Origin of the sequence: Paenibacillus sp. Mc5Re-14, assembly GCF_001049835.1 — a bacterium.
GTDB lineage: Bacteria > Bacillota > Bacilli > Paenibacillales > Paenibacillaceae > Paenibacillus > Paenibacillus polymyxa_C.
In genome coordinates this window covers 4672110-4699044 of the sequence record NZ_CVPD01000001.1, presented here as the reverse complement: position 1 = coordinate 4699044, position 26935 = coordinate 4672110, and the positions used below count along the sequence as shown (strand labels likewise).

Sequence of the window (26935 nt, the reverse complement as noted above, 5' to 3'; positions counted from 1 at the left end):
TTCTCGCAGCCTAGATGTTAAAATACGATTGTAGAATGTCCTATAACACATCGTCTGGAGGGTGAATCCATAATGGGCCTAACGATACAAATGCTTGGTACAGGCAGCGCCTTTGCCAAGCATTATTACAACAATAACGCACTGCTGGATAGCGGGGAAGGCAAGCTGCTGATCGATTGCGGTACAACCGCATCGCTGGCATTACACCAGATGGGTGTCCCTTTGCCTGATATTGACGCTATTTTAATCACACATATTCACGCAGATCATGTCGGAGGCTTAGAGGAATTTGGTTTTCAAATGAATATCCTCCATCGTCGCAAACCTCTACTTTATATCGCCGAACCATTAATCCACCCTTTATGGGAGCATACGCTCAAGGGCGGCATGTCCCAGCAAGGTATGATTGACAAGCTTGAGGATGTATTTGAGGTAAATGTCATAACGCCTGGCGTATCCACCACATTAGTACCCGGTATCCAGGTAGAGCTGATCCCTACACAGCATATTCCTGGTAAACACAGTTACTCTTTGTTCATAAATGATCGTCTTTTTTATAGTGCGGACATGGTTTTTGATCCCGATTTACTTCATCATCTGGTGCATGAACGGGGATGCCGGAGCATTTTACATGAGGTTCAGTTACAAGGCGCTGGAGAAGTACATACAACGTTAGATGAGCTGCTAAGCTTGCCAACACCTCTGCAAGAGCAAATTCATCTGATGCACTATAGTGATGATATGGAACAATTTAGAGATAAGGCAGGGATTATGTCCTTTCTGGAGCAGCAGCGAGTTTATCCGCTAGCAGATTTGGAACGTGCAGAGTAGCCGAGCTAATGAGAGCTTAAACAATTAACAAAAAGCCGCCCGGCTTTCCTACAAAGGATAGCCGGGCGGCTTGCTGCATATTTTTTGTATACAATGATAAGCTTGGACGTTAATGTTGCGAGTCAAGGTCAGAACAACGGCAGTTGATCCAGGTTATTAGAAGGATCTCCATCGGCATCCCCTCGAATTCGTTTGCTTCCATCCTTGGCCTTGAACACGTTGACGCCTGCAATGGAGCCTGCTTCAATCTCGTTCAACGCTTGGCTATAATCCAAAATCCGTCCAGTAGATGTCTGAAATGACGTAAGATCGCCATCCCCGTTTTTACGTACTGCCGTAATTTGTTCTCGTTCTGTATTCGCCATGCTGCATCGCTCCTTATCCATAGTATAGTGGAGGAACTTTTACTAGCATGCGCATTGTACAGCTTTGTATACACCCCGTGCCTCAATTACAACTTTTTGCGCATACGTACGTGCGGTATTCCCGCATCGTCAAAAGGTTCATCAGAGATCGTTTCATAGCCAAGTTTTTCGTAAAACTTCTCAGCTTGACATTGAGCATCTAACAACGAGTATCTCAGCCCCAGTTCACGTGCACGTTCCTCCAGTGCTAGCAGTAATACACGTCCATAACCTGCTGCACGATGCTCCTTGAGAATGGCAATACGTTGCATTTTAGCTGTATCCTCATCATAATATGTCAACCGACCAGTAGCCACCATTTCCCCATGTTCACAAATTAGTAAATGATGGGCGGTATCTCCCAGCTTGTCATAATGATCAATTTCAAGATCTAGAGGAACCTTTTGCTCTTCGACAAACACTTTGGTCCGGATTAATATTGCCTTCTGCAGTTGCTCTTCTGTTGTTACAGTTATAATTTCTGCGGCCATCATCTGTTCCTCCATCTCTAATTTCAAATGTAAACTCGCTAAATTTGAATTATATATATAAATGGTTATGAAGTACAGGCTGATTTGTATTTTTTCACTTTACATATATGGTTAATACATGATATTATCTAGTAACTACAGGACGGTAGCTCAGCGGGAGAGCATTATCTTGACAGGGTAAGGGTCATGGGTTCGATCCCCATCCGTCCTATACGTCTAAAGCCTTGATATTCAAGGTTTTTTTGTTTATTTGGAGATACAGCGAATTTTGCTAAAAAGAGAGACTGTCCATTGTTCAAGATTTTATTGATAAAAAAGCCAACCTGAAATGGGACTGACCCCTTAACGTGAGACAAATCAAAACACCTTCAAGAGAATGCAACCATGTCGTAAGATATGGAGACAACCTTGGAGGTGTTTTTTCGTTGGCAACAAGAGTCAGTTATCCATTAGAGGTTAAAATGAAGGCGATTGAAATGAGAATGGCTGGTATACCAGTCAAAGAAATCATGGAGCAATTAAACATACGAAACAAGACACAAGTGGAAACTTGGATGAGATGGTACCGTAGTGGCGAGCAAAACCGTTTAGAGCAGCCTGTAGGTAAGCAATACAGCTACGGCAAAGGACCCGAATACACTTCGGAATTAGAGAAGGTCCAGGCTGAGAACAGGTTTTTGAGACAACAACTAGAGTTGCTAAAAAAGTACAGGGTACTGGAGAGGAGGTATCGTCAAAGATCGTAATGGAGTGGATAGAGTCGATCCGAGGGGAAGTGAGTGTGAAGCAAGCTTGTGCATGGATAGGAATCTCTCGCGCCACGTACTATCGCTGGAAGGCGGAGTATGTGAGCAAACTTGAGGACCACTTGGTAGAGAAAATCCGCGAACTCTGTATCCAGCATAAATATCGTTATGGATACCGGAAAATCACGGCCTTGCTTCGGAGGGAGTATGCGGTAAACCACAAACGCGTGCAACGGATTATGCAGCGTGAAGGGCTACAATGTCGTGTCAAAGCGAAGAAACGGAAACCTACTGGGCAACCCATTCATATCGCGGAGCATCTGCTAAAGCGACAGTTTGAAGCAGATACGCCTATGCAAAAACTTGTAACGGACATTACGTATTTGCCATTTGGAGGAAAAATGTTGTATCTGTCGAGTATTTTAGACTTGTTTAACGGAGAGATTGTGGCATACAGTATAGCTGACAAGCAGGACACCGCATTTGTGCTCGATACCCTTCGTCAGTTGCCATCTCTACCAGGTGCAATACTTCATAGCGATCAAGGCAGCGTCTACACTTCCTTGGCCTACCAGGAAGCTGTAAAAGGAAAAGGCATTATCATGAGCATGTCCCGTAAGGGAACGCCTGCTGATAATGCCCCCATCGAATCGTTTCATTCCACACTAAAGTCTGAAACGTTCTACCTCGAAGGTTTAACCTGTACGACGACGGCAATCGTCGAGCAGACCGTTCGAGAGTACATCCTTTACTATAACTCAATTCGCATTCAAACAAAACTAAACAACCAGTCGCCGGTTCATTTCCGACAACTAACTGCTTAAACTTGGAAGGTGTTTTGATCCCTGTCTCACAAACGGGGGTCAGTCCCAATAAGGTTGACTTTTTTATATACTCTACCGTTACACTTAAGTTGTAATATCTCTTTATTCAGTAAGACTGAATTCTAGAGAATCGTTAGGCAATACATATCTCTTCTATTATATAGAAGAACAACTAAGCCCAGCACCCCAAGCACAATAAACTCAAAGCCTCTAGATTATAATAAAAACAGCTCCACTCTCACTGTCAATCTCTGTGGGATAAGTGGTCACACATCCAGTATCCGGATCTCGCACCTGGCCGGTGGATAGGTCGACTTTCCAGTCATGGAGCGGACAATGGACTACCGATCCACAGATCATTCCTTCAGATAACCGTCCCCCTTTGTGCGGACAACGGTTCTCAAGCGCACGCACGCTGCCGTCACTAAGGCGGAATACGGCTATCTCTGTATTTTGAATGCGAACTGTTCTTGCTCCACGTTGGTCAATTTCGTTCAGATCTGCAATCCTGATTCTGCTGGTTATCGTATTGCTCTCCATTTGGTCAGCCCCCTATTCCATTACTGCCTTAAGCTCTGGCAGCTGCACAAAATTTTTGCGCAGCTCTTCGTTATGAATGATTTCGTGCCACGGATCCGTCGTTGTGCTTAACGTCTCCTCAATTCTGCTTACCAGTTGCTGCCTCATCTCCGCATTTGCTAGTACCTGTTTGATCGAGTCTACGCCTACCCGTTCTACCCAATGAGCTGTTCGCTCGTTCCAATTCGCCTGCTCACGGTAATACTGTAAATAGGCACCAGTCCATTCCATAACTTCATCCTCGGTTTTTACAGTACACAGCAGTTCTGCTGCCCGCACCTTAATACCGCCATTACCTCCAATGTAGATCCCCCAGCCACCATCAATAGCGACAACGCCCAAATCCTTAATCGTCGCTTCTGCGCAGTTACGCGGACAGCCCGACACAGCCAGTTTGACTTTGGATGGTGCATTCAGACGCTCGAATGCCTTTTCCAACCGGATGCCCATACCCATAGCATCCTGTGTGCCGAAGCGACAAAAGGTGTTACCAACGCACGTCTTGACCGTTCGCAATGTCTTTCCATATGCATACCCTGATGGCATATCCAATTCAGACCAGATTCCCGGTAGATCTTCCTTTTTCACACCAAGCAAGTCGAGACGTTGGCCACCCGTAAATTTAACCAAAGGCACGTTGTATTTCTCCGCGACAGCGGCAATCTTCTTCAGGTCGGCAGGTGAAGTAACTCCTCCATAAATGCGGGGCACCACAGAGTAGGTACCATCCTTTTGGATATTGGCATGGTACCTTTCATTCGTGAATCTGGATTCCTTCTCATCCTCATAATCCAGTGGCCACAGCATACCTAGATAATAGTTGAGGGCCGGCCGGCATTTGGTACATCCTTCAGGTTCGTTCCAGCCCAGCACGTTCATCACTTCTTTGACGCTCTTCAGCCCCATTTCCCGGATACCATCAATAATCGCTTCCCGATCAAGTGTTGTACAACCACATATCCCCTCTTTAATTGGTTCTCCGGTTTCTGCACCTGCGTACAGCTGTAAGAGCCCCTCCACTACTGGCTTACAGCCGCCGCATGATGCCGATGCCTTCGTGCAGGCCTTAATCTCCCCAAGACTCCTGCAGCCTGCCGCAACCGCCTCTCCAATGTCACCCTTGGATACACCATTACATCCGCATACAATTTCATCTTCAGGCATCTGCTCCAGCATCATGGTGCCACTACCTTCTGGTTGACCAGGGTTAAAGCCAAGTAACAACTCTTTCTCTCGACCAACCACCGAATCACCACTTTTGATCAGAGAAAACAACATAGCTCCATCAGATGTATCCCCAAACAGAACGGCTCCGATCAGTTTTTCTTCCTTGATGACGATTTTTTTGTAGACGCCACCAATATCATCCTGATACCGCAGAGATCGCGTTTCTGGCTCATCCTTGTAATTGCCTGCTGAAAACACATCGACGCCCGATACCTTCAACCTTGTCGAAGTGACGGAACCACTATAGCCGGGAGTCTCTATTCCCGCGAGTCGCTGAGCCAGGATACCCCCCTGCTCATATAATGGGGCAACCAGACCGTAAGTGATTCCCCGGTGTTCTGCACATTCTCCAACGGCGTATATGCCAGGAATGTTCGTTTCCATGTTATCATTTACGATGATGCCGCGGTTTACGGGAATTCCCGCCGAAACCGCCAGTTCAATATCTGGTTTGATACCTACCGCCATAACGATCAAATCCGCTTCCAGTTCGCTGCCATCAGCAAACTTCAGCCCTTCCACGCGACGACGCCCGGTGATAGCCGCCGTCCGCTTATTGACCAGAAAAGTCATTCCCTGTTCCTCCAGCTCGCGCCGTAACATAAGGGAAGCTGCCTCATCCAGCTGTCGGTCCATAATATATCCATTGATATGAATAACTGTAACGTCCATCCCCAAATTAAGCAGCCCCCTGGCTGCCTCTAGCCCAAGCAATCCGCCGCCGATAACGGCTGCTTTTTTGTGCGTCTTCGCCGTCTCTATCATCGTCTCACAGTCACGGATATCCCGGAAACCAATCACACCATCCTTGTCGGCTCCTGGAAGCGGCAGGATGAAGGCTTTAGAACCTGTTGCCAACAACAGTAAATCATAAGAGACGCATACACCGGATCGTGAAGTCACCTGCCGCTTTTCCGTATCGATAGCTGTGACAGGATCATCGGTATACAATCGGATATTATTCTCTTCATACCAACTCCAATCGTTGATGATAATATCCTGCAAACCTGCTCCTCCAGCCAGAACAGAGGACAGCATGATCCGATTATAGTTGGGATGGGGCTCGGCCCCAAATACCGTAATCTCATAAGCACCTGGTGCGATCTTCAGCAAATGTTCGAGAGTGCGTATCCCCGCCATTCCGTTGCCGACCAGCACTAATTTTTGGATGTAGTTCATTAGGTCACTCCCTCTCCATTTCTATCCTTAAAACATAAAAAGCCTGCTTCACATACGGGGATAAAAAATATCCCTCCACATGTAAAAACAGGCTCCATTGCCGTTTCATTGAATACGCCGTTGTATCCATCAGAGTATGAATTTAAAGTACTGTAGCCAATATATAACGATTCAAATCACATGTCAATATTCCTTACGCATTATCTTATAAAAAATTATATTTTATCACTAAGTAACATATCCATGACGTATAAAATATCACTCTTCTGCAAAATTAGGATTGATTTTCAGTCCAAAACACGCCAGAATGGTTTAAAAGTCCGTTTCCACTTCATTATGATGGAAAAGCAAAACCATCTCGCAAAGTTCTATGTCACATTTCTTATCAAGACATACAATCCTCATGCTTATTTACCCTTGAGTTAAAGAGAGGAGGAGCCCGCTTGCGTTCCTTGTTAGTAATCCACTTACACGCTGACCCTGCATCCGAGCAGGCAAACGCCATTCCCTCATGGCAGGCAGGACCTGAGCACCTTTTAGAATCCAACGGATACCTACCTTTGCCCTGCCGCAATGAATCTGAAATCAAACAGCTCATCCATAATGCAGATGCGGCAGTACTTAACATACCTGTCGGCACAATCAGCATGTGGAGCAGCAAGTTAGAGCAAACCAAAGCAATTCCGTTGCTCTGGTGGTGCAGCCCGATATCAGCGCTGTCATCGACGGAGGCTTGCGAAGCAGATGTGATTGTCGACGGTATTCTAACCCCTTCCATGGCAGCTCATGAGCTGAATTGGGCTCTTCATTTTAGCGCCAAACACTTTTTTGAACGCCAGCATTGGCAAAGTGAACGCAAACAACTGACCGCTCGGCTGGAAGAACGCAAATGGATTGATATGGCGAAGGGGATACTTGGCGAAGTAAACGGCATACCGGAAGCGGAGGCATATGATCTACTGCGTAAAAAAGCGATGAATGAACGCAAACGAATCGTTGATGTGGCCATCTCCATTGTGAAAGCACAGCAAATGCTAAAAGCATAAATCTGAAAGGGGCCTGAACATGAATATCATTGAAATATTAAAAGAAGTTGGGTGCGGCAAAAGAGGCGCCCGTGATCTGAACTACGCCGAAGCCGAAGCTGCCGCCGAACTGATTATGACTCGGTCGGCAACCCCTGCTCAAATCGGAGCCTTCTTTGCCGCGGAACGCATCAAAATGGAGAGTGTTGACGAGCTGGAAGCATTCGTTAATGTCTGTCGTAAATATTCCCACCACTTTCCCATGGAGGAAGGCATTGATTTCGCTGGTCCGTACGACGGTAGAAAGTCATCATTTATTGCCACCTTCGCAACTGCCTTTCTGCTTTCCTCCTACGGAATACCTGTAACGATGCATGGCAGTGCACCTCTCCCTCCCAAATGGGGGGTTACACTCCCACTTTTGTTGCAGGAGATGGGGGTAGCAACTGCGGACATAACACACGAAACCGCCATTCATGCTGCGAAGCAGACAGGCGTGCTTTTCGTCGTTTCCGAACAATGGTGCACGCCCCTGCGAGATCTGCGGCCTATTCGCGAAGAGTTGGGGCTTCGCACAGTACTGAACACAGCCGAGAAACTAGTTGATTACGGTTCTTCCCCGTACATTGTATTCGGCGTTTTCCACAACACCGTATTCGACAAGACGGCGAAAGTTATGCAGAATCTGAATTATCGCAGGGCTTTGATCATTCAGGGGAGCGAAGGATCGGAGGACCTGTTCATCGATCGACCGACCCGGACTTACCTGTTTGCTAACGGTGAAGTGTCACTCCAGGTTATAGATCCCGAAATGTACGGGCTGGATTCGGTAGTACCAGAACACAACTGGACCCCCGCTGAACAACTGCGCATATCAGAGGAAGTGCTGCAAGGTACAGCTCCTACTGCCTTCTCGAACCAAGTGTTGCTCAACGGCGCGGTCCGACTGTTCGTTGCAGGGCGAGTAGACTCCATTGAGGAAGGCTTATATACCTGCAAACCACTGCTTGAAAACGGGGAAGCCTGGGATTTGTACTGCCGTTGGCGTGAAGCTATGTTGAGAAAAGAAATAAAAACGGGAGTCGGCACATCCGAACCCCATTTTCATTTATAAAACTCGTCTCCTACAGTCCAGCATTTATCGGGACATAAACTGAACTACTCAAAAAGGTCCGCCCCCATGCTCATGCAAAGGGGGCGGGCCTTTTATGCAAGGAAAAAGAAGATGCACTCACACCTTCCTGTTCTAGAACTGTGACCACTCCCCGTTATGTCCACTGGTTGCAGCTACAGCTAGGCGGAGGGGACGGATGCATACAGCTGCCGTCTTGAAGCCGGGCATCCGGCAGAACGGATCAAGGTCTGGACGGGTCGCCCGATTTACATTTTGCGCCCCGCCCCAATGCATAGGTACGAAAAGCGTATCTTCGCGAATATGCGGCCTGATCCGGCTGCGGACAGTAAAGCTACCGCGCTGGGATACTATTTCTACCCACTCCCCGTCCTTGATATACCAGCGCTGTGCTGTACGCGGATGAATTTCTACATAATTCTCAATCTCACGCGCGGCCAGCGAAGGACTTCTGCGTGTTTGTGCGCCGGTCAAATAGTGAGCTAGCACGCGGCCATTCGTCAAAGTAAGCGGGTATTCCTCGGATATTTCCTCTCCTGCTCCACAGCTTTCAACCACTGTAAAAACAGCCCTTCGGTCGGAAAGAGCAAAGCTTTCCCGAAACATCGTATCCATACCAGCTTCATCCGTAGATGGGCATGGCCAATATACTCCTTCCTCGCGACGCAGCCTGTCATAAGTGATCCCGTAATAATCAGCAACCCCTCCCCGGCTAGCGAGGCGCAGTTCTTCAAAGATATCCTCTGTATCCTTGTACGCGAAATATCCACCCTTGTTCAATCTTGAAGCTATCTGGCATAAAATGCTCCAGTCATCTCTAGCTTCGCCCGGTGCAATCCGCACCGCTTCCCGCAGCAAAACGCGGCCTTCTAGATTAGTCATCGTCCCCGTATTCTCCAAATAAGACGTCACAGGCAAAACAACGTCGGCCATTCGCGCCGTTTCAGTGAGAAACATATCCGCCACAATCAACAAATCCAGCTTTTTCAGCGCCTCCTCGACAAATCGGGCATTCGGGTTAGATACAACAGGATTAGAGCCCATCACGAACAGAGCTTGGATTTTTCTCTGATGAACCAGTTCCATCATTTCATAGGCCGACACTCCTTTTCCCGGCAAACTGCTTGGTTCAACTCCCCACACGGACGCAACATAGGCTCGATCTTCTTCATTCTCAATCGATCTGTAGCCAGGAAGCTGGTCAGCCTTTTGACCGTGTTCTCGTCCCCCTTGCCCGTTTCCCTGACCTGTGATGGCCCCATACCCACACCCTTCTCTTCCAATCTTTCCGGTGGCCAGCACAAGATTAAGAAATGCACGCACTGCCATGTGCCCATCCGTCTGCTGTTCGACACCCCTGGCGGTAAAAACGATACCCGTTTCCACACTGCCAAAGGCACGCGCTGCCTGCCGGATCATCTCTGCCTCGACTCCGCACAGCGCAGCTGATTCGTTCAGATCCACCCCATTCAAATGAGTCAACAACTGTTCATACCCGTTGGTCCGCTTGCGGATAAATTCTTCATTTACCAATCCCTCATCCACGATGACCTTTAGCATGGCATTGGCCAGCACAGCATCCGTACCCGGTCTGATTTGCAGGTGCAGATCGGCTATTGCCGCTGTGGGTGTCGCGCGCGGGTCAATTACGATGACAAACGCACCATTTTCCTTCGCTTGGTGAAAATAAGGCATTAACGTCGGCTGACATTCAGCGATATTCGTACCTGCAAGCACAATACAACGAGCCAACGGAATATCAGCCAGCCTGCAGGTCAGTCCGCGGTCAATACCAAACACTTTGCTGCCAGCAGATGCTGCTGCCGACATGCAAAAGCGCCCGTTATAATCGATATAGCGCGTGCCAATAGCCACCCGCGCAAATTTCCCGAGTAAATAAGCCGTTTCATTCGATAGCGAGCCTCCGCCGTAAATGCCGATTCCGTCAGGGCCCTGCGTGGACAGCAGCGAAGAGAAACTGCTACCTACAGCATCCATCGCTTCCCCCCATTGAACGGGAACAAGCTTGCCCTCTTTGCGCAGTAGGGGCTGTGTCAGCCTTTCTGCATGAGTTGCATGCTGATGCGCATTCATACCCTTGATGCATAACCTGCCTTGTGAGGCTGCGTTAGGTTTGCCTTCCGCTTTATACACCGTTCGAATGATACCCGCGAGTGTCTCCGTTTCCGTACTAACGGTCATCTTACATTGCACGCTGCAAAATGGGCATTGTGTCTCCACCACAGGGAGGACGAATTGACCAGCTTCCAGTTTGTTTTCTCCTGACTGACACATAAAAGCCACCTTCTCTCTCCATTCGCTGCAATGTTACTGTCCTCGCATACGAATCTATCACTACAACTCCCACAATCCGTTAACCTGTCAGCATGGTGGACCGCAGGCTACCGGTCAGTTCACTTCGCAGAGTAGCGTCGAGCACACTTTCCCGCAGCGCCAGAACGCCAGTCCGTTCAATCCATTCCCACATTTTCTCCCCATACCTAGCACTATGCCTGTATATTTGCAAGCAGGTTACAGCCATCAGCACTACTTCTTCTAGATTCTCCTCCAATCCAAGCAGCAACCCCTGACGAACCGGGTGCCCTGCATGCCCACCGGCATAAACCTCCCAACCTGCTGGTGATCGGGATATTCCAATGTCATGGACAAGCACGCCACCGGGATAATCTGAACCCGTACTGACAGCAACCGCAACTGGTGACGGTAATGAAAGACTGCCCCATACTGCCGCCAGCCGCTCTCTTAGCCAGATCACTCCACCACAAGCCTGATCGATCGGGGCAGGATCAACACAATCCCGACGTTCAGCATTCAAATTTGTAAAACTCAGGCCCACAGAACCCACTTCCCCTTCGTACGGTACGGTGGACTGAACCGCAACGTCTATTCCCAGTTGATTTGTTGCAGATCCGTTCCGCAAACCTAGAGATTCCAGATAATAAAGTACAGCTGGACGACATAATTCACACCCCTGCTGTCTGGTCCAACCAAGACGGGATACTACTTCCTCTGGAGTTCGACAAACTGCGTCCACCATCGCTGTCTTAAGCGAATCATGATCATAATGCGTACAACCACACACAGAAACAACTTCTTGAGCAGTCGGAGTTACCACAGGTCCAGAAGCTGTTTCTCGGGACAAACCATTTTTGACCAGTGCAGCCACTAGCGGCCGGCAGCCTCCGCAGGAACCGGACGCTTTGGTACGGCTCTTCACCTCTTCAACTGTTTTCAACTTATCCGTGGCAATCGCTCGCAAAATATCCCCCTTGCTCACACCATTGCATGCGCATACCGTCTCTCCTTCGGGCAATGCTTCCGCAGCATCCTCTGCTTTGCTTTTGCTATTATTCTGGGATGTAAGCTCTGTAGTTGGCGCGCCGCGCCGTACCATTCCAAGCAGCGAGGTGCTTTCCGCCGTATCCCCAAACAAAATTGCTCCAGTGATATTGCCGGCGCGCATCATCACTTTTTTGTAAATCTCCTGCATACCGTTATATTCCATGATCGCGATCTCGCTGCCCTCTTCACGAATGTCTCCTGCCGAAAACACATGAATTCCCGCCACCTTGAGCTGTGCATACGGGACCGTCCCTTCATAGGGAGCCGTTTCACGACCACAAATCACCTTTGCCAGCACTTTGGCCTGCTCATATAGCGGCGCCACCAGCCCATATGAAATCCCGCGGTGCTCAGCACATTCGCCAACTGCGTAAATACCAGGAATACTCGTGCGCATATAATCGTCCACGACAATGGCACGGTTTACTGTCAGACCACTGTCCTGAGCCAAACCAATATTCGGCCGGATACCAACCGCCAGCACAACCAAGTCCGTTTCCAATCTGTTCCCGTCCGCAAACATCAATCCTTGTGCCCGGTTGCGACCTATAATGTTGACTGTATCCTTCGCCAAATGAAACCGCATGCCCTGTTGCTCCAACCGTCGTTGTAAAAGTACAGCTGCAGTACGGTCAAGCTGACGATTCATCAGATACTGCGCATTATGAACAACGTCAGTTTCCATCCCCAGATTCAGCAAGCCTTGAGCAGCCTCAAGCCCCAATAACCCTCCTCCGATGACAGTGGCCTTGCGGTACGTCTTAGCATATCTCGCCATGGTTTCACAGTCATTTACATCACGAAAAGCAATTACTCCCTCTTTTCGAACTCCGGGAATGGGTGGCATGAAAGGCAATGAGCCAGTTGCCAGTACGAGAATGTCATAGGGCTCTTGAATACCGGATTCCGTTTCCACCATACCAGTTGCCACATCAATACGACACACACGTTCACCAGCTTGCAACTTTACCTCATTTTCTTCGTACCAGTCCCAGCTATGGGTAACGATATGTTGGAACGTACTCTCCTCCTGAAGCATTTTGGACAGGAGCACACGGTTGTATCCGGGCCGCGGTTCAGCACCAAATATTGTGATTTGGAACCGCTCCGGCTCCAGACTGATAATTTCCTCCACACATTTGATGCCTGCCATACCATTACCGATGACGACCAGTCTTTTTATCATAATGAATCCAGCCCCATTCTCCGTACTAAAATAAGACAGAAAAAGCCCTTCTCCATTCGATGGAAAAGGGCACCGTTGCCGTAAATGTCGGCACATCGTTGTACCGATATGTACTTAAGATTACTGAATTGTGAGCGTCATGTCAATATTCAATACATGAAACCTGTATTTAAACCTTATTTTAAATTTATTATAATTTTAATGTTATGTATATTGACATAGATAGAATGTCTTTTTATAATTTGAATTAAAATCACTACGATGTGATCATATCAAAGCGATGCACAATGAGGTGTGTCAAACACGGCAATGAAGCCGCAAAGCGTTTCCCAGATACGATGTCGGGACGATTTGCGGTTTTTTTATGTTCAACAGAAGATTGAAGACTGAGCTCTACAAACCACAATAAGAAGAGGAGAGATCGAGAATGAAGAAAAAAAGTTTCTGGCAAAGCGGGCACAAGCCCACCCTATTGGGCTCCTTTCTGTATTTTGATATTAGCTTTATGATATGGGGAATGATCGGACCGTTGGTCGTTGTCATTGCTAATGACTATCCAATGGACCCTGTACAAAAAGCCAACCTTGTCGCTCTCCCAATACTTAGTGGTTCCCTTCTGCGACTCGTGCTTGGATTCATGTCAGATTATATCGGTCCGAAGCTCACGGGACAGATCGGTATGCTTGTCACAATCATTCCTCTCCTGCTTGGCTGGCTGTGGGTTGATTCGCTGGAGCAGTTGTACGCTGTAGCCCTGCTTCTGGGTGTGGCCGGAGCCTCATTTGCAGCTGCACTGCCGTTGGCTGGCCAATGGTACCCCAAAGAGCATCAAGGGCTGGCCATGGGAATTGCCGGTGCCGGCAACAGTGGGACCGTCCTCGCAACTTTGTTTGCCAACCGCATTGCCCAACATTTTGGCAGTTGGGAGGTCGTTTTTGGCTTAGCCATCATCCCGATTTTCATCGTTTTTGTTCTGTTTAGTATTTTTGCCCGCAACAGCCCTCATCGCCCAGCACCAAAAAGTCTGTCACAATATGCTTCGGTGCTCAAACAGAGGGATGCCTGGGTGTTCTGTGCCTTTTATTGCGTGACGTTCGGCGGGTTCGTTGGCCTTTCTAATTATTTGACCATTTTCTTCAATACACAATACGGTCTCTCCGCGGTACATGCTGCTGATTTTGCGACCGTTTGTGTCATTGCCGGAAGCTTCTTTCGTCCTGTAGGCGGCTTTTTGTCCGACCGGATTGGTGGTTCACGCATGTTAATGTACTTGTATGCCGGAGCCGGGATTATGCTCGCCAGTATTGCGTTTTTACCACCCCTTGCCGTGGTCGTAGTCCTGCTGTTCGTAGGTATGATGTGCCTTGGTGCTGGCAACGGCTCCGTATTCCAGCTCGTGCCGCAGCGATTTGGCAACGAAATCGGGCTCATGACCGGCATCGTCGGTGCTGCTGGCGGTATAGGCGGGTACTTTCTTCCCCTGATTCTGGGACATCTGTACAAATTAACGGGTTCTTACATGCCAGGCTTCATCTGCCTAAGCCTGATCACATTCTGTGCTCTTGCCCTCGTGATCATCATGCAATTGAAATGGCGCGACAGCTGGATGCGACGTTCTGCTCCAGTTGCTAATGAAGCCGTTAGATTTTAAGCCTCAATTATCCCTAATAATCAAAAATAGCTTAACTTCGTTTATAGAAAAATGAAGTTAAGCTATTTCCTTATACATATTCAAACTAATTATAAAATCTATGAAAAAAGTCACATTTAATGAATATTTACCGAAAACATTATGAAAATTTAATGAATTTTTCAGTTGAAAATCATTGAAAATCGCTTTCATTTTCATATTTTTTCTTATGTAAACACTTATATAACCATTTTTCACACAACATACTTGTTCACTTCGTTTAAAATAAGGCGTATACTTGTTCACGAATTGTTCAAGGGTTAACCAAATGTATTTTTTTAGGAAAGAAGGAATTGGAAATGCGTGCTTTTCATGTTACGGAAGATGGAACTATCGAAACCAAATTAACCGGAAAGGATCTTCTTGCCAACCCACTGCTGAACAAAGGAGTGGCTTTTACGCTGGAAGAGCGTCAGCAGCTTGGACTTGACGGCCTCCTTCCTCCTACCATATTAACTATTGAGGAACAGGTTCAACGGGTATACGAGCAATTTCAAAGCCAACCAGATAATTTGCGTAAAAACGTTGCATTAAATGATCTTTTTAATCGGAATACCGTCCTTTATTATCGTTTGCTTTCCGAGCACCTGAGCGAGATGCTTCCGATTGTTTATACACCAACAGTCGGTCAGGCTATTCAGGAATACAGTCATGAATATCATAAACCAGGTGGTATGTATTTATCTATTGATAACCTTGCTGGCATCAAAGAAGCTTTTAAGAATTTGAACTTGGGCCCTGATGATATCGACCTGATTGTAGCCACAGATTCCGAAAGTATTTTGGGAATCGGGGACTGGGGAGTTGGCGGTATTAACATCTCTATCGGTAAGCTTGCTGTATATACAGCTGCTGCTGGAATTGATCCTAGCCGGGTGCTGGCCGTTGTGCTTGATGCAGGTACAAACAACGAAAAGCTGTTAGAAGATCCTTTATACATGGGGAATCGTCATAAGCGTGTACGTGGAGAACAATATGATCAATTTATTGATACTTATGTTCAAGCTGCACTTTCTTCTTTCCCGAACGCACTGCTGCACTGGGAAGATCTAGGTAACGTCAATGCTCGGAATATTATCAACAAGTACGGAAATAATATTTTAACGTTTAATGATGACATTCAAGGTACTGGCGCGGTTACGCTCGCAGGTGTGATGTCTGGTGTTCAATTGTCCGGAATCCCACTGAGCAAGCATCGGGTTCTAGTGTTTGGTCCAGGAGCTGCCGGAATCGGCAATGCAGACCAAATTAGTGCGGCTATGATGCTCGAAGGATTGTCAGAAGCTGAAGCAAGACGTAACTTCTGGGCATATGATTACCGTGGTCTGCTTACCAATGAAACGGAAGGACTTTTCCCATTCCAGGTCCCTTATGTGCGTGATGCTGCCGAATGCCGTGACTGGGAGCATGCTGAAGATGGCAAAATCCCTCTGCTTGAAGTCATTCGCCGTGTGAAACCGACGATTATGATCGGAACTTCCGGTGTTGCTGGAGCATTTAGTGAGGAAATCGTGAAAGAGATGGCCAAGCATACAGAACGCCCTATTATTATGCCAATGTCCAATCCGACTCCTCTGGCAGAGGCAACTCCTGAAGACCTGATCCACTGGACGGAAGGAAAAGCCCTTATTGCAACAGGAAGTCCTTTTGAGCCAGTAATCTACAACAATATTAAGTTTGAAATTGGACAATCCAATAATGCATTCGTATTCCCAGGTCTTGGTCTTGGAGCAATCGTAGTAAAATCCAAAATTATAACAGATAGCATGTTTGCAGCAGCTGCACATGCAGTAGCTCAAATGGTTGATTTGTCACAGCCTGGTGCTTCCCTGCTACCAAAAATCAACGAACTGCGAGAAGTATCTGAAGCTGTTGCTGTAGCAGTTGCTAAGGCGGCAGTTCAAGATGGAGTTGCGCGTCATCAGCCGGATGATATCGTACAAGCGGTTCGGGATTCCATGTGGGAATGCAAATATAAACCCATAAAACAGTATGGACAGGAAGCCGTTCTGGTTTAAAAATAGCGAACAACATCAAAATTTATACTTGCTGTAAGCAAAGTGATTATTTAACTGATGTCCGCCATTTTTGGCGGACATCTTTATTGGAGGCGACATCATGGCTACAGGTCATATCTTTATTATCTTAATTCCTATTTTCTTTGTCATTTTAATTGGTTATTTTGCAGGTTTTTTTAAGGCTTTTAACCCAGCTTCATCTAAGGGATTAAATACACTGGTAACCAAATTCGCTTTACCTGCACACTTGTTTATTGGTATTACGACGACACCAAGAGAGACGTTAATCCAAAAGTGGCCCTTTCTTGTTGCATTGCTGCTTGGAGTGATCGGCTTTTACATTGTATTGCTCATCTTATATCGCTTAATTGCAAAAAAAGGTCTGACAGAATCCTCCATGTTCGCATTGAATTCAACACAGCCCTCTTTCGCATTCATGGGGATTCCGGTTTTGGGAAGCTTGTTCGGAAGTGCGGCGGTCGCCATTCCTATTGCGATTACCGGCATCGTCGTTAATGCGATTCTTGATCCGCTTGCAAGTATTTTGGGAACGGTCGGCCAGCGTAAATCAACAGAATCTGACGACACTAAAGGCAATTTATTTACAGTCACTATAAAATCTGTCCTTCATGGACTCAGCGAGCCGCTAGCTTGCGTACCCTTGATTGGTGTTGTATTGACTTTATGCGGATTCCAAGCTCCGAAGCTTTTGCAATCTATGTTTGATCAGATCGGCAATATTACTGCTGGTACGGCTCTATTTGCCATCGGGGTAACTATTGGAATTAAAAAGATTACATTCAGTCCAAAAGCACTTAGTATCGCTGTACTGAAAGCGATCGTGATGCCTATGGTTATGCTCGGTATTGCTGTTCTGATCGGACTGTCCCCTGAGGATGTAACCAAAGCCGTACTGCTTGTCGCATTTCCCGGATCTGCTGTAGCCGCTATGATTGCGACCCGCTATGAATCACTGGAAACAGAAGCGGCATCTGCATTTGTTATAAGCTCAGTATTATCGCTCATTTCGCTCCCTCTGCTCATTTCACTACTTGTATAATGACAGAAAGCTTTCAACGTTCAGCGAAAGACTGTTATATATAATAGTTAAGGGCATTCGTTCGCCCTCATTTATCTTATTTTTTAAATATTGTCCAAACAATAAAGTGATTTAGTCATATTTGAGCTGAAAACCAGTATGATATCCCGTTTTGCTAGCAAGCGGCAACCTACATTTATTCCATGTGGGTTGCCGCTTTTTATTTTTGGTAAGCTTCCATACCTTTTGTTGGTTCTTATCATTATTTTCACTATCCATCAGTAAGTATATCCCAATTGTAATAATTCGCTAACATTTATAAAGGAAATTGACGAAATATATAAGGGATAGCTGTACTGTAGCATTAAATTAAAATTTAAAGGAGAAGAAACTTGTGAAAAACTTGAAGTGGAGCACTATGTCCTTTTTTGGTAAAAATCTATTAATATCTTTTCTTAACATCGTATTAATAGGTGCTATTCTTATCACATCTAGCTATATACTTCAAAAGAACATTCTCACCACGCAGCTGCAAGATCAGGTAAAAGTGCTGACCAAAAAATGGGCAGAAGATGTTGACAAAACAAAAGTACAACAAGCATTAAGCGAAAAAGATTATAACGGTTCTGCTCAACAAGAAATACGCAAATTTCTAGATTCCATTCACACATTTTATCCTAATGTCGCCCAAGCTTACATATTTGGGACAGAACTAAAAGAAGGAAATCAAACCTCCATTATTGGCGTTCCCACTAATTTGGTTCAAGCTTTCCAAAACTCGAAGATGAATATTGGGGATATGTACACGTTGCCTGACGAAAATGCAGACGCCGTAAATAAAATGCTTCAATCCAATGAATCAGCATTGAGCAGCTTTTATACGGACGAATATGGCACATGGACTACTATTGTTTATCCGATTACAGATGCAAGCGGTAAAGTCACAAGTGCAATTTACTTTGACGTAGATGCGAGCTCTGTACCTACGGGTCTTCATAAGTTGCTTGTATATGGTGTTTCACTGCTCATTCTGTTTCTTGCTATCTTCTTGACAATTCAATACTTACTGGTAAAACGCACGCTCTCCCCGATTCGTTCCTTGATGAAGGGGATTGAAGAAGTCAGCGAGGGTAATCTGAATGTAAAAATCAAGACAGGCCTAGACGATCTTGGTATTATCAATCAAAAATTTAATTCAATGATCAAGCGCCTTAACGATACGATGGTGAAAGTACAGGATACGACGCAAGAAGTAACAGGATCAGCTCAGGAATTGTTAAGCATTAGCGAGAAAAATAGTACGAATACAAACATCATTAACAGCAATATTCGGGAAATAACTCAGGGACTTGAAGCTCAGGATCACGCAGCACTTGAAAGCTCCAGGGCTATGAATGAAATGTCTACAGTGATCCAAACCATTGCTGAAAGCTCCTCTTCTGTAGCGGATCAAGCTTATTCCATGGAAAAACGCTCCGTTGAAGGCAATCAGGTAGCCCAAAAGCTATCCACTCAAATGGACTCTATCTCCACTACAATGGGCAGTACAGTTGATTCGGTTAATGCACTGCAGAACCGTTCTAACGAAATCAGTAATATTGTAAGCATCATTACCGGCATTGCCAGCCAAACGAATCTGCTTGCTCTCAACGCTTCGATCGAAGCTGCCAGAGTGGGTGAAGAAGGCAAGGGTTTTGCAGTCGTAGCGGGAGAAGTGCGTAATTTGGCTGAGCAATCTCAAGAGTCCGCCAAACAAATTGCAGAGCTTATTGAAGAAATTCAAAAAGAGATTGAACAAACTGTAAAAGGCATTAGCCTGGGTACAAAAGAAGTTCACGTCGGACTGGAAGTTACGAAGCAGACAGGCGAAATGTTCTCTGAAATTTTAGAAGCGTCCAATAAAGTGTCGTCACAAATCCAGGAGGTATCCAGTGCAACTGAGCAAATCTCGGCCAGCACGCAGGAAATGTCAGCTACCTCGGACGAGTTGTCTTCCACAGTTAGCAAAACAGTCAACAGCAGCAAACAAATTGAACAAACCATTGGGGAACAGGCTGAGTCTATGGCCTCGATTGTCCAAGCTTCGGACAAGCTTACATTGATGTCCGGGGAGCTGGAAGAGCTTATTTCATTCTTCAAAGTAAACCGTGAAGTCTAAAACTATAACTATCCAATCCTCATAACAATAAAGAACCTCTAGTCTGCATAGAATGCACATTAGAGGTTCTTTGATATTTTACACACTTCTTTAGTTTAGAAAGCCTTCCAACGCTGAGGTTGGCTTGCCGTCAGCCTGCCAAGCACCTTTGTTATAACCTTGATTATAACCTGGGGTTGCAGCCGGCTCCCAATAAAATACGCCCACGCCTTTGCCCCCTCCGATACTCCGAACCTTCGCTTTGATTGCAGAAATAAATGCCTTGGATGCAGCAGGTTCATTATATTCCATTCCGATTTCACTGATGACAATGCCTTTACCATATTTTGCAATGAGACTATTGGCATTGGTAATCGTCTGATCCACCTTACCCTGCCAGTCAGAGGAAGACGGATATAGAGACAGGCCAATAAGGTCGAACTGAGCTCCGTTTTCAATCAGTCCACCAATGTTCCAGTTTAAAACGGAACTGTTATCCCCATTAGCTAAATGCACGAGTGTCTTGGTACTGCTGCTTACGGATTTAACAGCGTTATTCCCTGTATTGACGAGCCACGCATAGTTTTTCATATTCACCGAGGCTTTGCCATCATCCCAGAGCATGCCATTGTTCGTCTCATTGCCGATTTGCACCCAATCCGGTGTCACACCCTTGCTCTTCATCGTGTTCATTACATAGACAGTATGGGACCAGACCGCATCCATAAGTTGTGTAAATGTAAAATTGCGCCATGCGTAAGGCTTATTCTGCTGGCCTGGATCAGCCCAGGAATCGCTATAATGCAGGGTCAGCATAACGCTCATGCCTAACTTTTGGGCTCGCTGCGCAAGTTCTGCCGCCTTTTCAGCATTCATGTATCCGCTTGCATAATCCTTCATGTCAGGATTTACCCATACGCGAATACGAACCGAATTGATCTGATAATCGTCCCGTAAAATTTGCAGCACGTCCCGGCGAACCCCTTTTTTATCCTTCCAGGTCATACCTTGGGCTTCCATCCCTGCAACCCAGCTTATATCTGCTCCTTTGGCGAAAGCAGGGGCGGCCGAAGCCGCACTCACTCCCACAGAGCCCAATGGGTACAAAAAGCTGGATAACAAGATCAACATCGCAAATACCATAGTACGTTTACCTGTTCTCATAAGTCATCCCCTGTCTAAATTATATACTCACATTGCCTCTGGCCAATCCACTTGCTCCCTCACTCGGGAAACGGCGGCGATCACATGTATAACGTGTTCTAATTATTGCGCTCTGCCTTTAAAACCTTAACAGCATAGGCACCCAGTTGAACGCTGCTATCTGCTATCACATCATTTTCAAGCAGATCCGAATAAGTTCGTCCATCCAGTGTAAGCTTTTGCGGCTCATGCGTAAAATTCATTACAAAAATATAGTCATGAACTCCATCAGTACGAATCGCTGTATTCACCCCATGTGGCAACTGCACATCGAGTGCTTTACTGAGACCTGCATCATCAATTAAACTTTTGTAAAAATGACTATGGAATAGTCCAGTGTTGCGTGAAGCAATGTAATAAGCTTTTCCCTGTCCCAAACGGTTTACCGTCAAAGCCGGACGTCCTGCATAAAAGTCTGCTCCGTACTCAGCCAGTACCTCTGCACCCTCCGTATGAATGAGATCACACAATTCTACAGCTTCATATTCCCCTTGTAGATCCAGCTCATTTCCTTCAACCGGTATAATGTAATTACGATCATGATCATGCAATCCATCAATCTCTTCCGACCAGATCCCCAGCGTCTTACGAAGCGGTCCTGGAAAGCCTCCAAGAAAGCATAAATCCTGTTCATCCACGATGCCGGACCAATAGGTTGCTACGAATATGCCCCCGTTTTCAACAAACTTCTGTATGCGCTCTCCTACACCGCTGCGAACCATATACAACATTGGAGCTACCAAAAGCTTATATTTGGAGAAATCTGCATCCATATGAATGACATCTACTGGCACTCCCTGCTCCCACAATGCCAAATAATGTGCTTCAGCTGTCTCCTCATATTTCACGCCTTTGTTCCGCGGTCCCTGTGAATCGTTGATTCCCCAACGGTTCTCCCAGTCAAAAATGACTGCGGCCTCAGCCGGTACGGATGTACCGATAACCTCTTCCAGTTTTTCCAGTGCATGACCGACATCTGTCACATCTCCGAATACCCGAGTATGCTCGTGTCCGACATGATCGACGACTGCACCGTGCAGCTTTTCACTTGAACCGCGGCTTTTCCGCCACTGAAAATATTGAACGGTGTCTGAACCGTGCGCCACAGCCTGTAAAGACGATAGCAGATGCATACCTGGTCGCTTCAGCTTGCTCACGTCTTGCCAGTTCGTTAAGCTTGGCGTACTTTCCATGAGCATCCAGGGTTTCCCACCTTTAATGGAGCGAATAATATCGTGCATCATAGCCACTCTCGCAGCCTGACGGCTGTCATCCCCTTCACGGTCATGCCACGTCGGATAACTGTCCCAGGATATAACATCGAGCAGATCAGCAAACTTCCAGTAATTCAATCCTTCAAAAAACTCCATTAAATTGGTTGTGACTGGAATGTCCGGATTCGCAGCCTTGAGCGGCACAATCTCATGTTTGATAAAATCTGCGGTCTGTTCGGTTACAAATCGTCTCCAGTCCAAATTCATGGCATGAACCTGCGTTTCACCATGAGGTGCCGGAGATTCAACTTGGCTCCAGTCCGTAACTGTATGACTCCAAAATGTCGTCCACCATGCATGATTAAGTTTATCTAACGTACCATATTTATCCTGCACCCAAGCGCGAAATGCCTCCTGACAATGATCACAGTGGCAGTCTCCACCAAATTCATTGGAAATGTGCCAGCCAATAACAGCAGGATGATTAGCATAACGCTCAGCCAGCTTCGTATTCATGATACGTACTTTTTCCCGGTAGACAGGCGACGTATAACAGTGGTTATGTCTAAACCCATGTAAATTACGGACACGGTTAGCCTCCACTCGCAGTACCTCGGGATATTTTTGCGACATCCAGGCTGGTCTTGCTCCGCTAGGAGTAGCCAAAAACGCATAGATTCCGTTTTCAGCAAACGAATCCAAAATACGATCCAGCCATTCAAACGTAAATACGCCCTCCTCAGGCTCTAATGAAACCCATGAGAAAATGCCGACAGACATCACGTTACATTTGGCTAGTTTCATCAAGCGGATATCCTCCGCTAATACCTCGGGATATTGCTGCCATTGCTCCGGGTTATAGTCCGCTCCATGCAGCATACGTGGAACTCGCTCACTAATGGGTGGGTACTTGGTTATGTTTGAATAGGTCATTACAAATCATCTCCTTGTATTAGTTCTATTACTCTTTGACGGAACCTAGTGTCATACCTTTAACAAAATACTTTTGTAAAAAAGGATATACGACAAGAATAGGCGCTGCACCAATGAAAATTTGTGCTGCATTAACCGTCGTTTGTGACAGTAATTCCATCTCTTTGGGACTCATGCTCATGGAACTCATGTCCTTCTGTATAATTACAGTTTGCAGGAACGTCGCCAGCGGATAATCCTTTGCATTGCTCAAATAGAGCAGACCGTCAAACCATGAGTTCCAATGAAATACCATACTGAACAGCGCAATCGTTGCAATGGAAGGCATGGATATTGGTAAGAAAATACTAAACAATGTCCGAAAATGCCCTGCTCCGTCGATCAATGCGGCCTCTTCCATCTCTTTGGGAATTCCTCTAAAAAAGTTCAGCATAAGAATGACCAGAAATGTATTGACCGCTCCTGGCAAAACAAGTACCCAGAAGCTGTCCATAAGATGGATCTTTTGAATAACCATATAGAATGGAACCAGACCACCGTTAAAAATCATACTAAATACAAACAGCCATGAATAAATGTTGCGACTGCGGAACACCGTTGTTTCCTTCGAAAGCGGATAAGCAGCTAAAAAGGTAATAAGTAGCGTCAAGCCGGTTCCCAATACAGTCCGACAGACAGAAATCCAGATGGAGTGCAGAAAAATCGGGTTATTCATCGTCTTCTTATAGGCTTCTAATGAAAACTGCACTGGCCACAGGCCAACCAGATTGGCATCTGCTGCTGATTTAGCACTAAATGATACTGCCAACACATGAATCAATGGAACGATACACATGATAGACAAAATCACTAGTAAGCAAATATTGAACACATTGAAAATGCGATATGGCGTTGTTTTATGATACATGACTCTCCCTCTTTCAGCCTCGTGGAATCAGAATATGCGGTAACCTGCCCATTTGTAAGCAAGCCGATAAGATATCAGAATGAGAATCATACTGATAACGGATTTGAACAACCCAATGGCGGTAGCAAAGCCCATCTCCCCATTGATCAATGCTGTCCGATAGACGAATGTGTCAATAATATCGCCTTTTTGGTATACCAACGGATTATAAAGGTTGAAAATCTGGTCAAAACCGGCATTCAGAACATTACCAAGGGCGAGCGTCCCAACAACGACCACCATCGGAATCAATGAAGGTACAGTAATGTGCAGTGTCTGTCTCCATCGGCTCGCTCCATCCATTTCAGAAGCCTCATACAACGAAGGATTGATACCCGCCAGTGCAGCGAGGAATACGATGGTATTGTAGCCAAACTCTTTCCATATGTCCGATACAATGACGGTAAAACGAAACCAGTTGTTATCTCCCAGAAAGAAGATAGGCTGGATTCCTATACTTCCAAGAATCCGGTTCATAAATCCATCAGTAGCCAACAGGTCAATCAGAATTCCGCCCAAGATAACCCATGACAGAAAATGTGGCAGATACACCAATGTCTGAATGGAGCGCTGAAGTCCGACCTTGCGAATTTCATTCAGCAGTATAGCAAAAACAAACGGAACCAACAGATTGAAAAACATCTTTAACACAGCAATAATCAGTGTGTTCCATACGACCTGAAGACTGTCCTCCCGTTGAAACAAAAAGCGGAAATTATCCAGTCCAACCCATTCGGAACCAGTTATGCCTAGCCAAGGCTTGTAATTTTGAAAGGCCATCACGATGCCGCCCATCGGAATGTAGCTGAATACAATTAAGAAAATGATGGCTGGCAGCAGCATGATATGAAATGGCCACGTACGTTGCAGACTTCTCATTGCAGTTCCTCCTGTAATTCTCATGGTATACCTTAATTATAAAAGCGTTTTCGCAGTCCCAACAGTTCAAAAAACCAACATACATGGCACAAAAGCAATCATTTTAATTAATCCGTGTGAAGCTTAAGTAAAAAGGCTGTCCACCTTGGGACAGCCCTCCTAATTTGTTTTACATCATCAATAACTTTTACTTTTCTACGCTCTTATACCATTCGTTTACTTCATTTGTAATTTGTTCGCCACCAGCTGTTTTCCACGTCTGCACAAAGGTATCAAAAGCAGAGATCGGCTGTTTGCCATAAATAATTTCATTGAAGGTCTGGCTTTCAATCTTATCCAGGTAATCCTTTTTAGCCTTCATGGTTGGTGTAGTTGGTCCTGTGAACTGATCTTTCATAGAGATATCCTTTTGTTCCATAAGCACTTTGGCCGCTGCGGGAGTGTCTTTCCCGTAATTCACCATTACATCTTTCTCCAGTCTGGTTTTCGGTTCTGCACCGTCAGCCAAGCTTAACAAAGCCTTCATTTGGGCATCAGGGATACGTGCACCATCACGAACCAGCAAATAACGAATAGAGTTTACATAACCGCCTGGTATTTTATCAATAGACATCAGCTTTCCATTGGCATCTAAATCATAATCGTAGCCCTTAAACAGCCCATTCGACAAGTCACCGTCCGGTTTGGCATTTGCATAATGGTCAAACAAGTAATTTTGATACGTGAAGAAAGCTTCAGGATGCTGCATTTGTTTGTTGATGAGTACGACACCATTGGTGTACTGCGTTCCATGGCGCATAGCTTTGTTGTCAGGTCCCGCTGGAATCTTGATCGGCTTCCATACAGCACTCGGCGCATTTTTAACCGTATCCTGGAGCGGCCAACCGCTCATCCAATATGGTCCTGGAATCATCCCGGCTGTCCCTGCAACTGTAGGTTCTGCCGTTTTATTTTCATCCCACAATGCTGCTTCCTGAGGAATATATCCTTTTTTGAGCCACTCGCTCAGCTTTTGCAGACCCGGTTTCATGCCAGGCTGAACAGAGCCATATTCCAAGCTACCGTTTGCACCTTTGTTCCACTGTTGGGGTAGTGTGCCAAAAGCTCCGAAAATCCAGGACGGATCACCCATCCATGTGTTCATGGATGTTTTGAAACCGATGCTGAGCGGGGTCACTTTGTCCGGAGCCAGTCCGTCTGGATTTTTGTTTTTAAAGGCATCCATCACTTTTTCCAGATCATCTATCGTCTCCGGAGCCTTCATCCCCAGCTTATCCAACCAATCTTGTCGTACCCACAATACATAATCATGGTTATAAGCGAAATCAAGCACAGGGATACCCATTTTTTTACCATCTCGGCTATACTGATTCCATACGTTCGTATCCTGACTCATGGCCTGCTTCCAAGAGTCCGAAGCATATTTATCAAATAATGGGCCAACTTCAGCGAACATACCGGAATCGATCATATCCTGGGCCAGCTGCTCATTCTCCGTCCCCAGTACAACGACATCAGGCATCTCCTGACCGGAGGACATCGCCAACCGCAGCTTGGTCGCAAACGCACCATTTGTATCCGTGACAGACCAGAGTGATTTTACATTAATACCAAATTTCTCTTTGGCCCATTTTGTCGCAACGTTATTTTCGATAGATTCGCCATTTTTAAATTTTAAGGCGGGATCTACACCCCATACCGTGGATATTGTAACTTCTGGGTTGTATTTTTCTTTGTATACGTTTTCAGTTTTAGCTGTGCTGTCCGCATTCCCATCATTTCCTGCACCTGAGCAGCCCACAAGGCCAACCCCTAATACCATAGTTGCGGCGAGCAACGACAATAGCTTTTTTTTCGAATGAACTCGCATCTTGTTCCCCCTCTAAAAA

19 protein-coding genes and 1 tRNA gene are annotated in these 26935 nt (G+C 46.0%); 9 read left to right on the top strand and 11 right to left on the bottom strand.

Going from position 1 to position 26935, the window contains the following annotated elements; translation table 11 throughout:
- Positions 1 to 72 precede the first annotated feature (72 nt).
- Positions 73 to 831 (top strand): MBL fold metallo-hydrolase, encoded by a 759-nt coding sequence (locus BN1546_RS21295; protein WP_013371898.1) that lies wholly within the window; start codon positions 73 to 75, stop codon positions 829 to 831.
- Positions 832 to 959: 128 nt separating this feature from the next.
- Here BN1546_RS21295 and BN1546_RS21290 read toward each other — a convergent pair whose 3' ends face one another.
- Positions 960 to 1196 carry a DUF3892 domain-containing protein gene (locus BN1546_RS21290; protein WP_013371899.1) on the bottom strand — a complete coding sequence of 79 codons (237 nt, stop codon included), beginning with the start codon at positions 1194 to 1196 and terminating at the stop codon, positions 960 to 962.
- Between the two features lie 86 nt (positions 1197 to 1282).
- Positions 1283 to 1726, bottom strand: coding sequence for a GNAT family N-acetyltransferase (locus BN1546_RS21285; protein ID WP_090738794.1), 444 nt, complete (start codon positions 1724 to 1726; stop codon positions 1283 to 1285).
- A gap of 139 nt (positions 1727 to 1865) precedes the next feature.
- Between BN1546_RS21285 and BN1546_RS21280 the strand changes: the two genes are divergently transcribed.
- Both BN1546_RS21280 and BN1546_RS21275 read left to right on the top strand, forming a co-directional pair.
- Positions 1866 to 1937: transfer RNA gene (locus BN1546_RS21280), tRNA-Val, on the top strand.
- 214 nt (positions 1938 to 2151) lie between these two features.
- Positions 2152 to 3296 (top strand): IS3 family transposase gene (locus tag BN1546_RS21275; protein ID WP_090738793.1). Its coding sequence is split into 2 segments (ribosomal slippage): positions 2152 to 2425 and positions 2425 to 3296, totalling 1146 coding nucleotides; the frame shifts between segments, so codons are not numbered across the junction.
- A 210-nt stretch (positions 3297 to 3506) separates the two neighbouring features.
- Here the strand turns inward: BN1546_RS21275 and nirD are convergent.
- Positions 3507 to 3836, bottom strand: a complete 330-nt coding sequence (nirD, locus tag BN1546_RS21270; RefSeq protein WP_064962258.1) for a nitrite reductase small subunit NirD — start codon at positions 3834 to 3836, stop codon at positions 3507 to 3509.
- Between the two features lie 12 nt (positions 3837 to 3848).
- Entirely contained in the window at positions 3849 to 6281 is a 2433-nt protein-coding gene (nirB, locus tag BN1546_RS21265; RefSeq protein WP_090738792.1) for a nitrite reductase large subunit NirB, read from the bottom strand.
- A gap of 443 nt (positions 6282 to 6724) precedes the next feature.
- On the opposite strand from nirB (BN1546_RS21265), the gene BN1546_RS21260 reads away from it, so the two are divergent.
- Complete coding sequence (locus BN1546_RS21260) at positions 6725 to 7327, top strand: ANTAR domain-containing response regulator (RefSeq protein WP_090738791.1); 603 nt, start codon at positions 6725 to 6727, stop codon at positions 7325 to 7327.
- Positions 7328 to 7346: 19 nt separating this feature from the next.
- Complete coding sequence (locus BN1546_RS21255; protein WP_090738790.1) at positions 7347 to 8420, top strand: anthranilate phosphoribosyltransferase; 1074 nt, start codon at positions 7347 to 7349, stop codon at positions 8418 to 8420.
- A gap of 132 nt (positions 8421 to 8552) precedes the next feature.
- Here the strand turns inward: BN1546_RS21255 and BN1546_RS21250 are convergent, their stop codons facing one another.
- Together BN1546_RS21250 and nirB (BN1546_RS21245) are read right to left on the bottom strand one after the other, a co-directional pair.
- A complete protein-coding gene (locus BN1546_RS21250; protein WP_058829836.1) occupies positions 8553 to 10733 on the bottom strand; it encodes an assimilatory nitrate reductase catalytic subunit NasC in 2181 nt (726 codons plus the stop codon).
- Positions 10734 to 10812: 79 nt separating this feature from the next.
- A complete protein-coding gene (nirB, locus tag BN1546_RS21245) occupies positions 10813 to 12987 on the bottom strand; it encodes a nitrite reductase large subunit NirB (RefSeq protein ID WP_058829837.1) in 2175 nt (724 codons plus the stop codon).
- A 427-nt stretch (positions 12988 to 13414) separates the two neighbouring features.
- On the opposite strand from nirB (BN1546_RS21245), the gene BN1546_RS21240 reads away from it, so the two are divergent.
- From BN1546_RS21240 to BN1546_RS21225, 4 genes are all read left to right on the top strand, one after another.
- Positions 13415 to 14638, top strand: coding sequence for a nitrate/nitrite transporter (locus tag BN1546_RS21240; protein ID WP_090738789.1), 1224 nt, complete (start codon positions 13415 to 13417; stop codon positions 14636 to 14638).
- A 338-nt stretch (positions 14639 to 14976) separates the two neighbouring features.
- The gene (locus BN1546_RS21235; RefSeq protein WP_090738788.1) at positions 14977 to 16695 is read left to right on the top strand and encodes an NAD-dependent malic enzyme; all 1719 of its coding nucleotides are present in this window, start codon (positions 14977 to 14979) and stop codon (positions 16693 to 16695) included.
- 100 nt (positions 16696 to 16795) lie between these two features.
- Positions 16796 to 17755, top strand: coding sequence for an AEC family transporter (locus BN1546_RS21230; protein WP_013371910.1), 960 nt, complete (start codon positions 16796 to 16798; stop codon positions 17753 to 17755).
- Positions 17756 to 18128: 373 nt separating this feature from the next.
- Positions 18129 to 19892: a methyl-accepting chemotaxis protein gene (locus BN1546_RS21225; RefSeq protein WP_090738787.1), complete on the top strand. Its 1764-nt coding sequence runs from the start codon at positions 18129 to 18131 to the stop codon at positions 19890 to 19892.
- Between the two features lie 90 nt (positions 19893 to 19982).
- On the opposite strand, the gene BN1546_RS21220 is transcribed toward BN1546_RS21225, so the two are convergent.
- From BN1546_RS21220 to BN1546_RS21200, 5 genes are all read right to left on the bottom strand, one after another.
- Positions 19983 to 21035, bottom strand: coding sequence for a glycoside hydrolase family 53 protein (locus BN1546_RS21220; RefSeq protein ID WP_090738786.1), 1053 nt, complete (start codon positions 21033 to 21035; stop codon positions 19983 to 19985).
- 98 nt (positions 21036 to 21133) lie between these two features.
- A complete protein-coding gene (locus BN1546_RS21215) occupies positions 21134 to 23221 on the bottom strand; it encodes a beta-galactosidase (RefSeq protein WP_090738785.1) in 2088 nt (695 codons plus the stop codon).
- A 28-nt stretch (positions 23222 to 23249) separates the two neighbouring features.
- Positions 23250 to 24128: a carbohydrate ABC transporter permease gene (locus tag BN1546_RS21210; RefSeq protein WP_013371914.1), complete on the bottom strand. Its 879-nt coding sequence runs from the start codon at positions 24126 to 24128 to the stop codon at positions 23250 to 23252.
- Positions 24129 to 24155: 27 nt separating this feature from the next.
- Positions 24156 to 25046, bottom strand: a complete 891-nt coding sequence (locus BN1546_RS21205) for an ABC transporter permease (protein ID WP_016822416.1) — start codon at positions 25044 to 25046, stop codon at positions 24156 to 24158.
- Between the two features lie 187 nt (positions 25047 to 25233).
- Positions 25234 to 26916 carry a type 2 periplasmic-binding domain-containing protein gene (locus BN1546_RS21200; RefSeq protein WP_090738784.1) on the bottom strand — a complete coding sequence of 561 codons (1683 nt, stop codon included), beginning with the start codon at positions 26914 to 26916 and terminating at the stop codon, positions 25234 to 25236.
- Positions 26917 to 26935 lie beyond the last annotated feature (19 nt).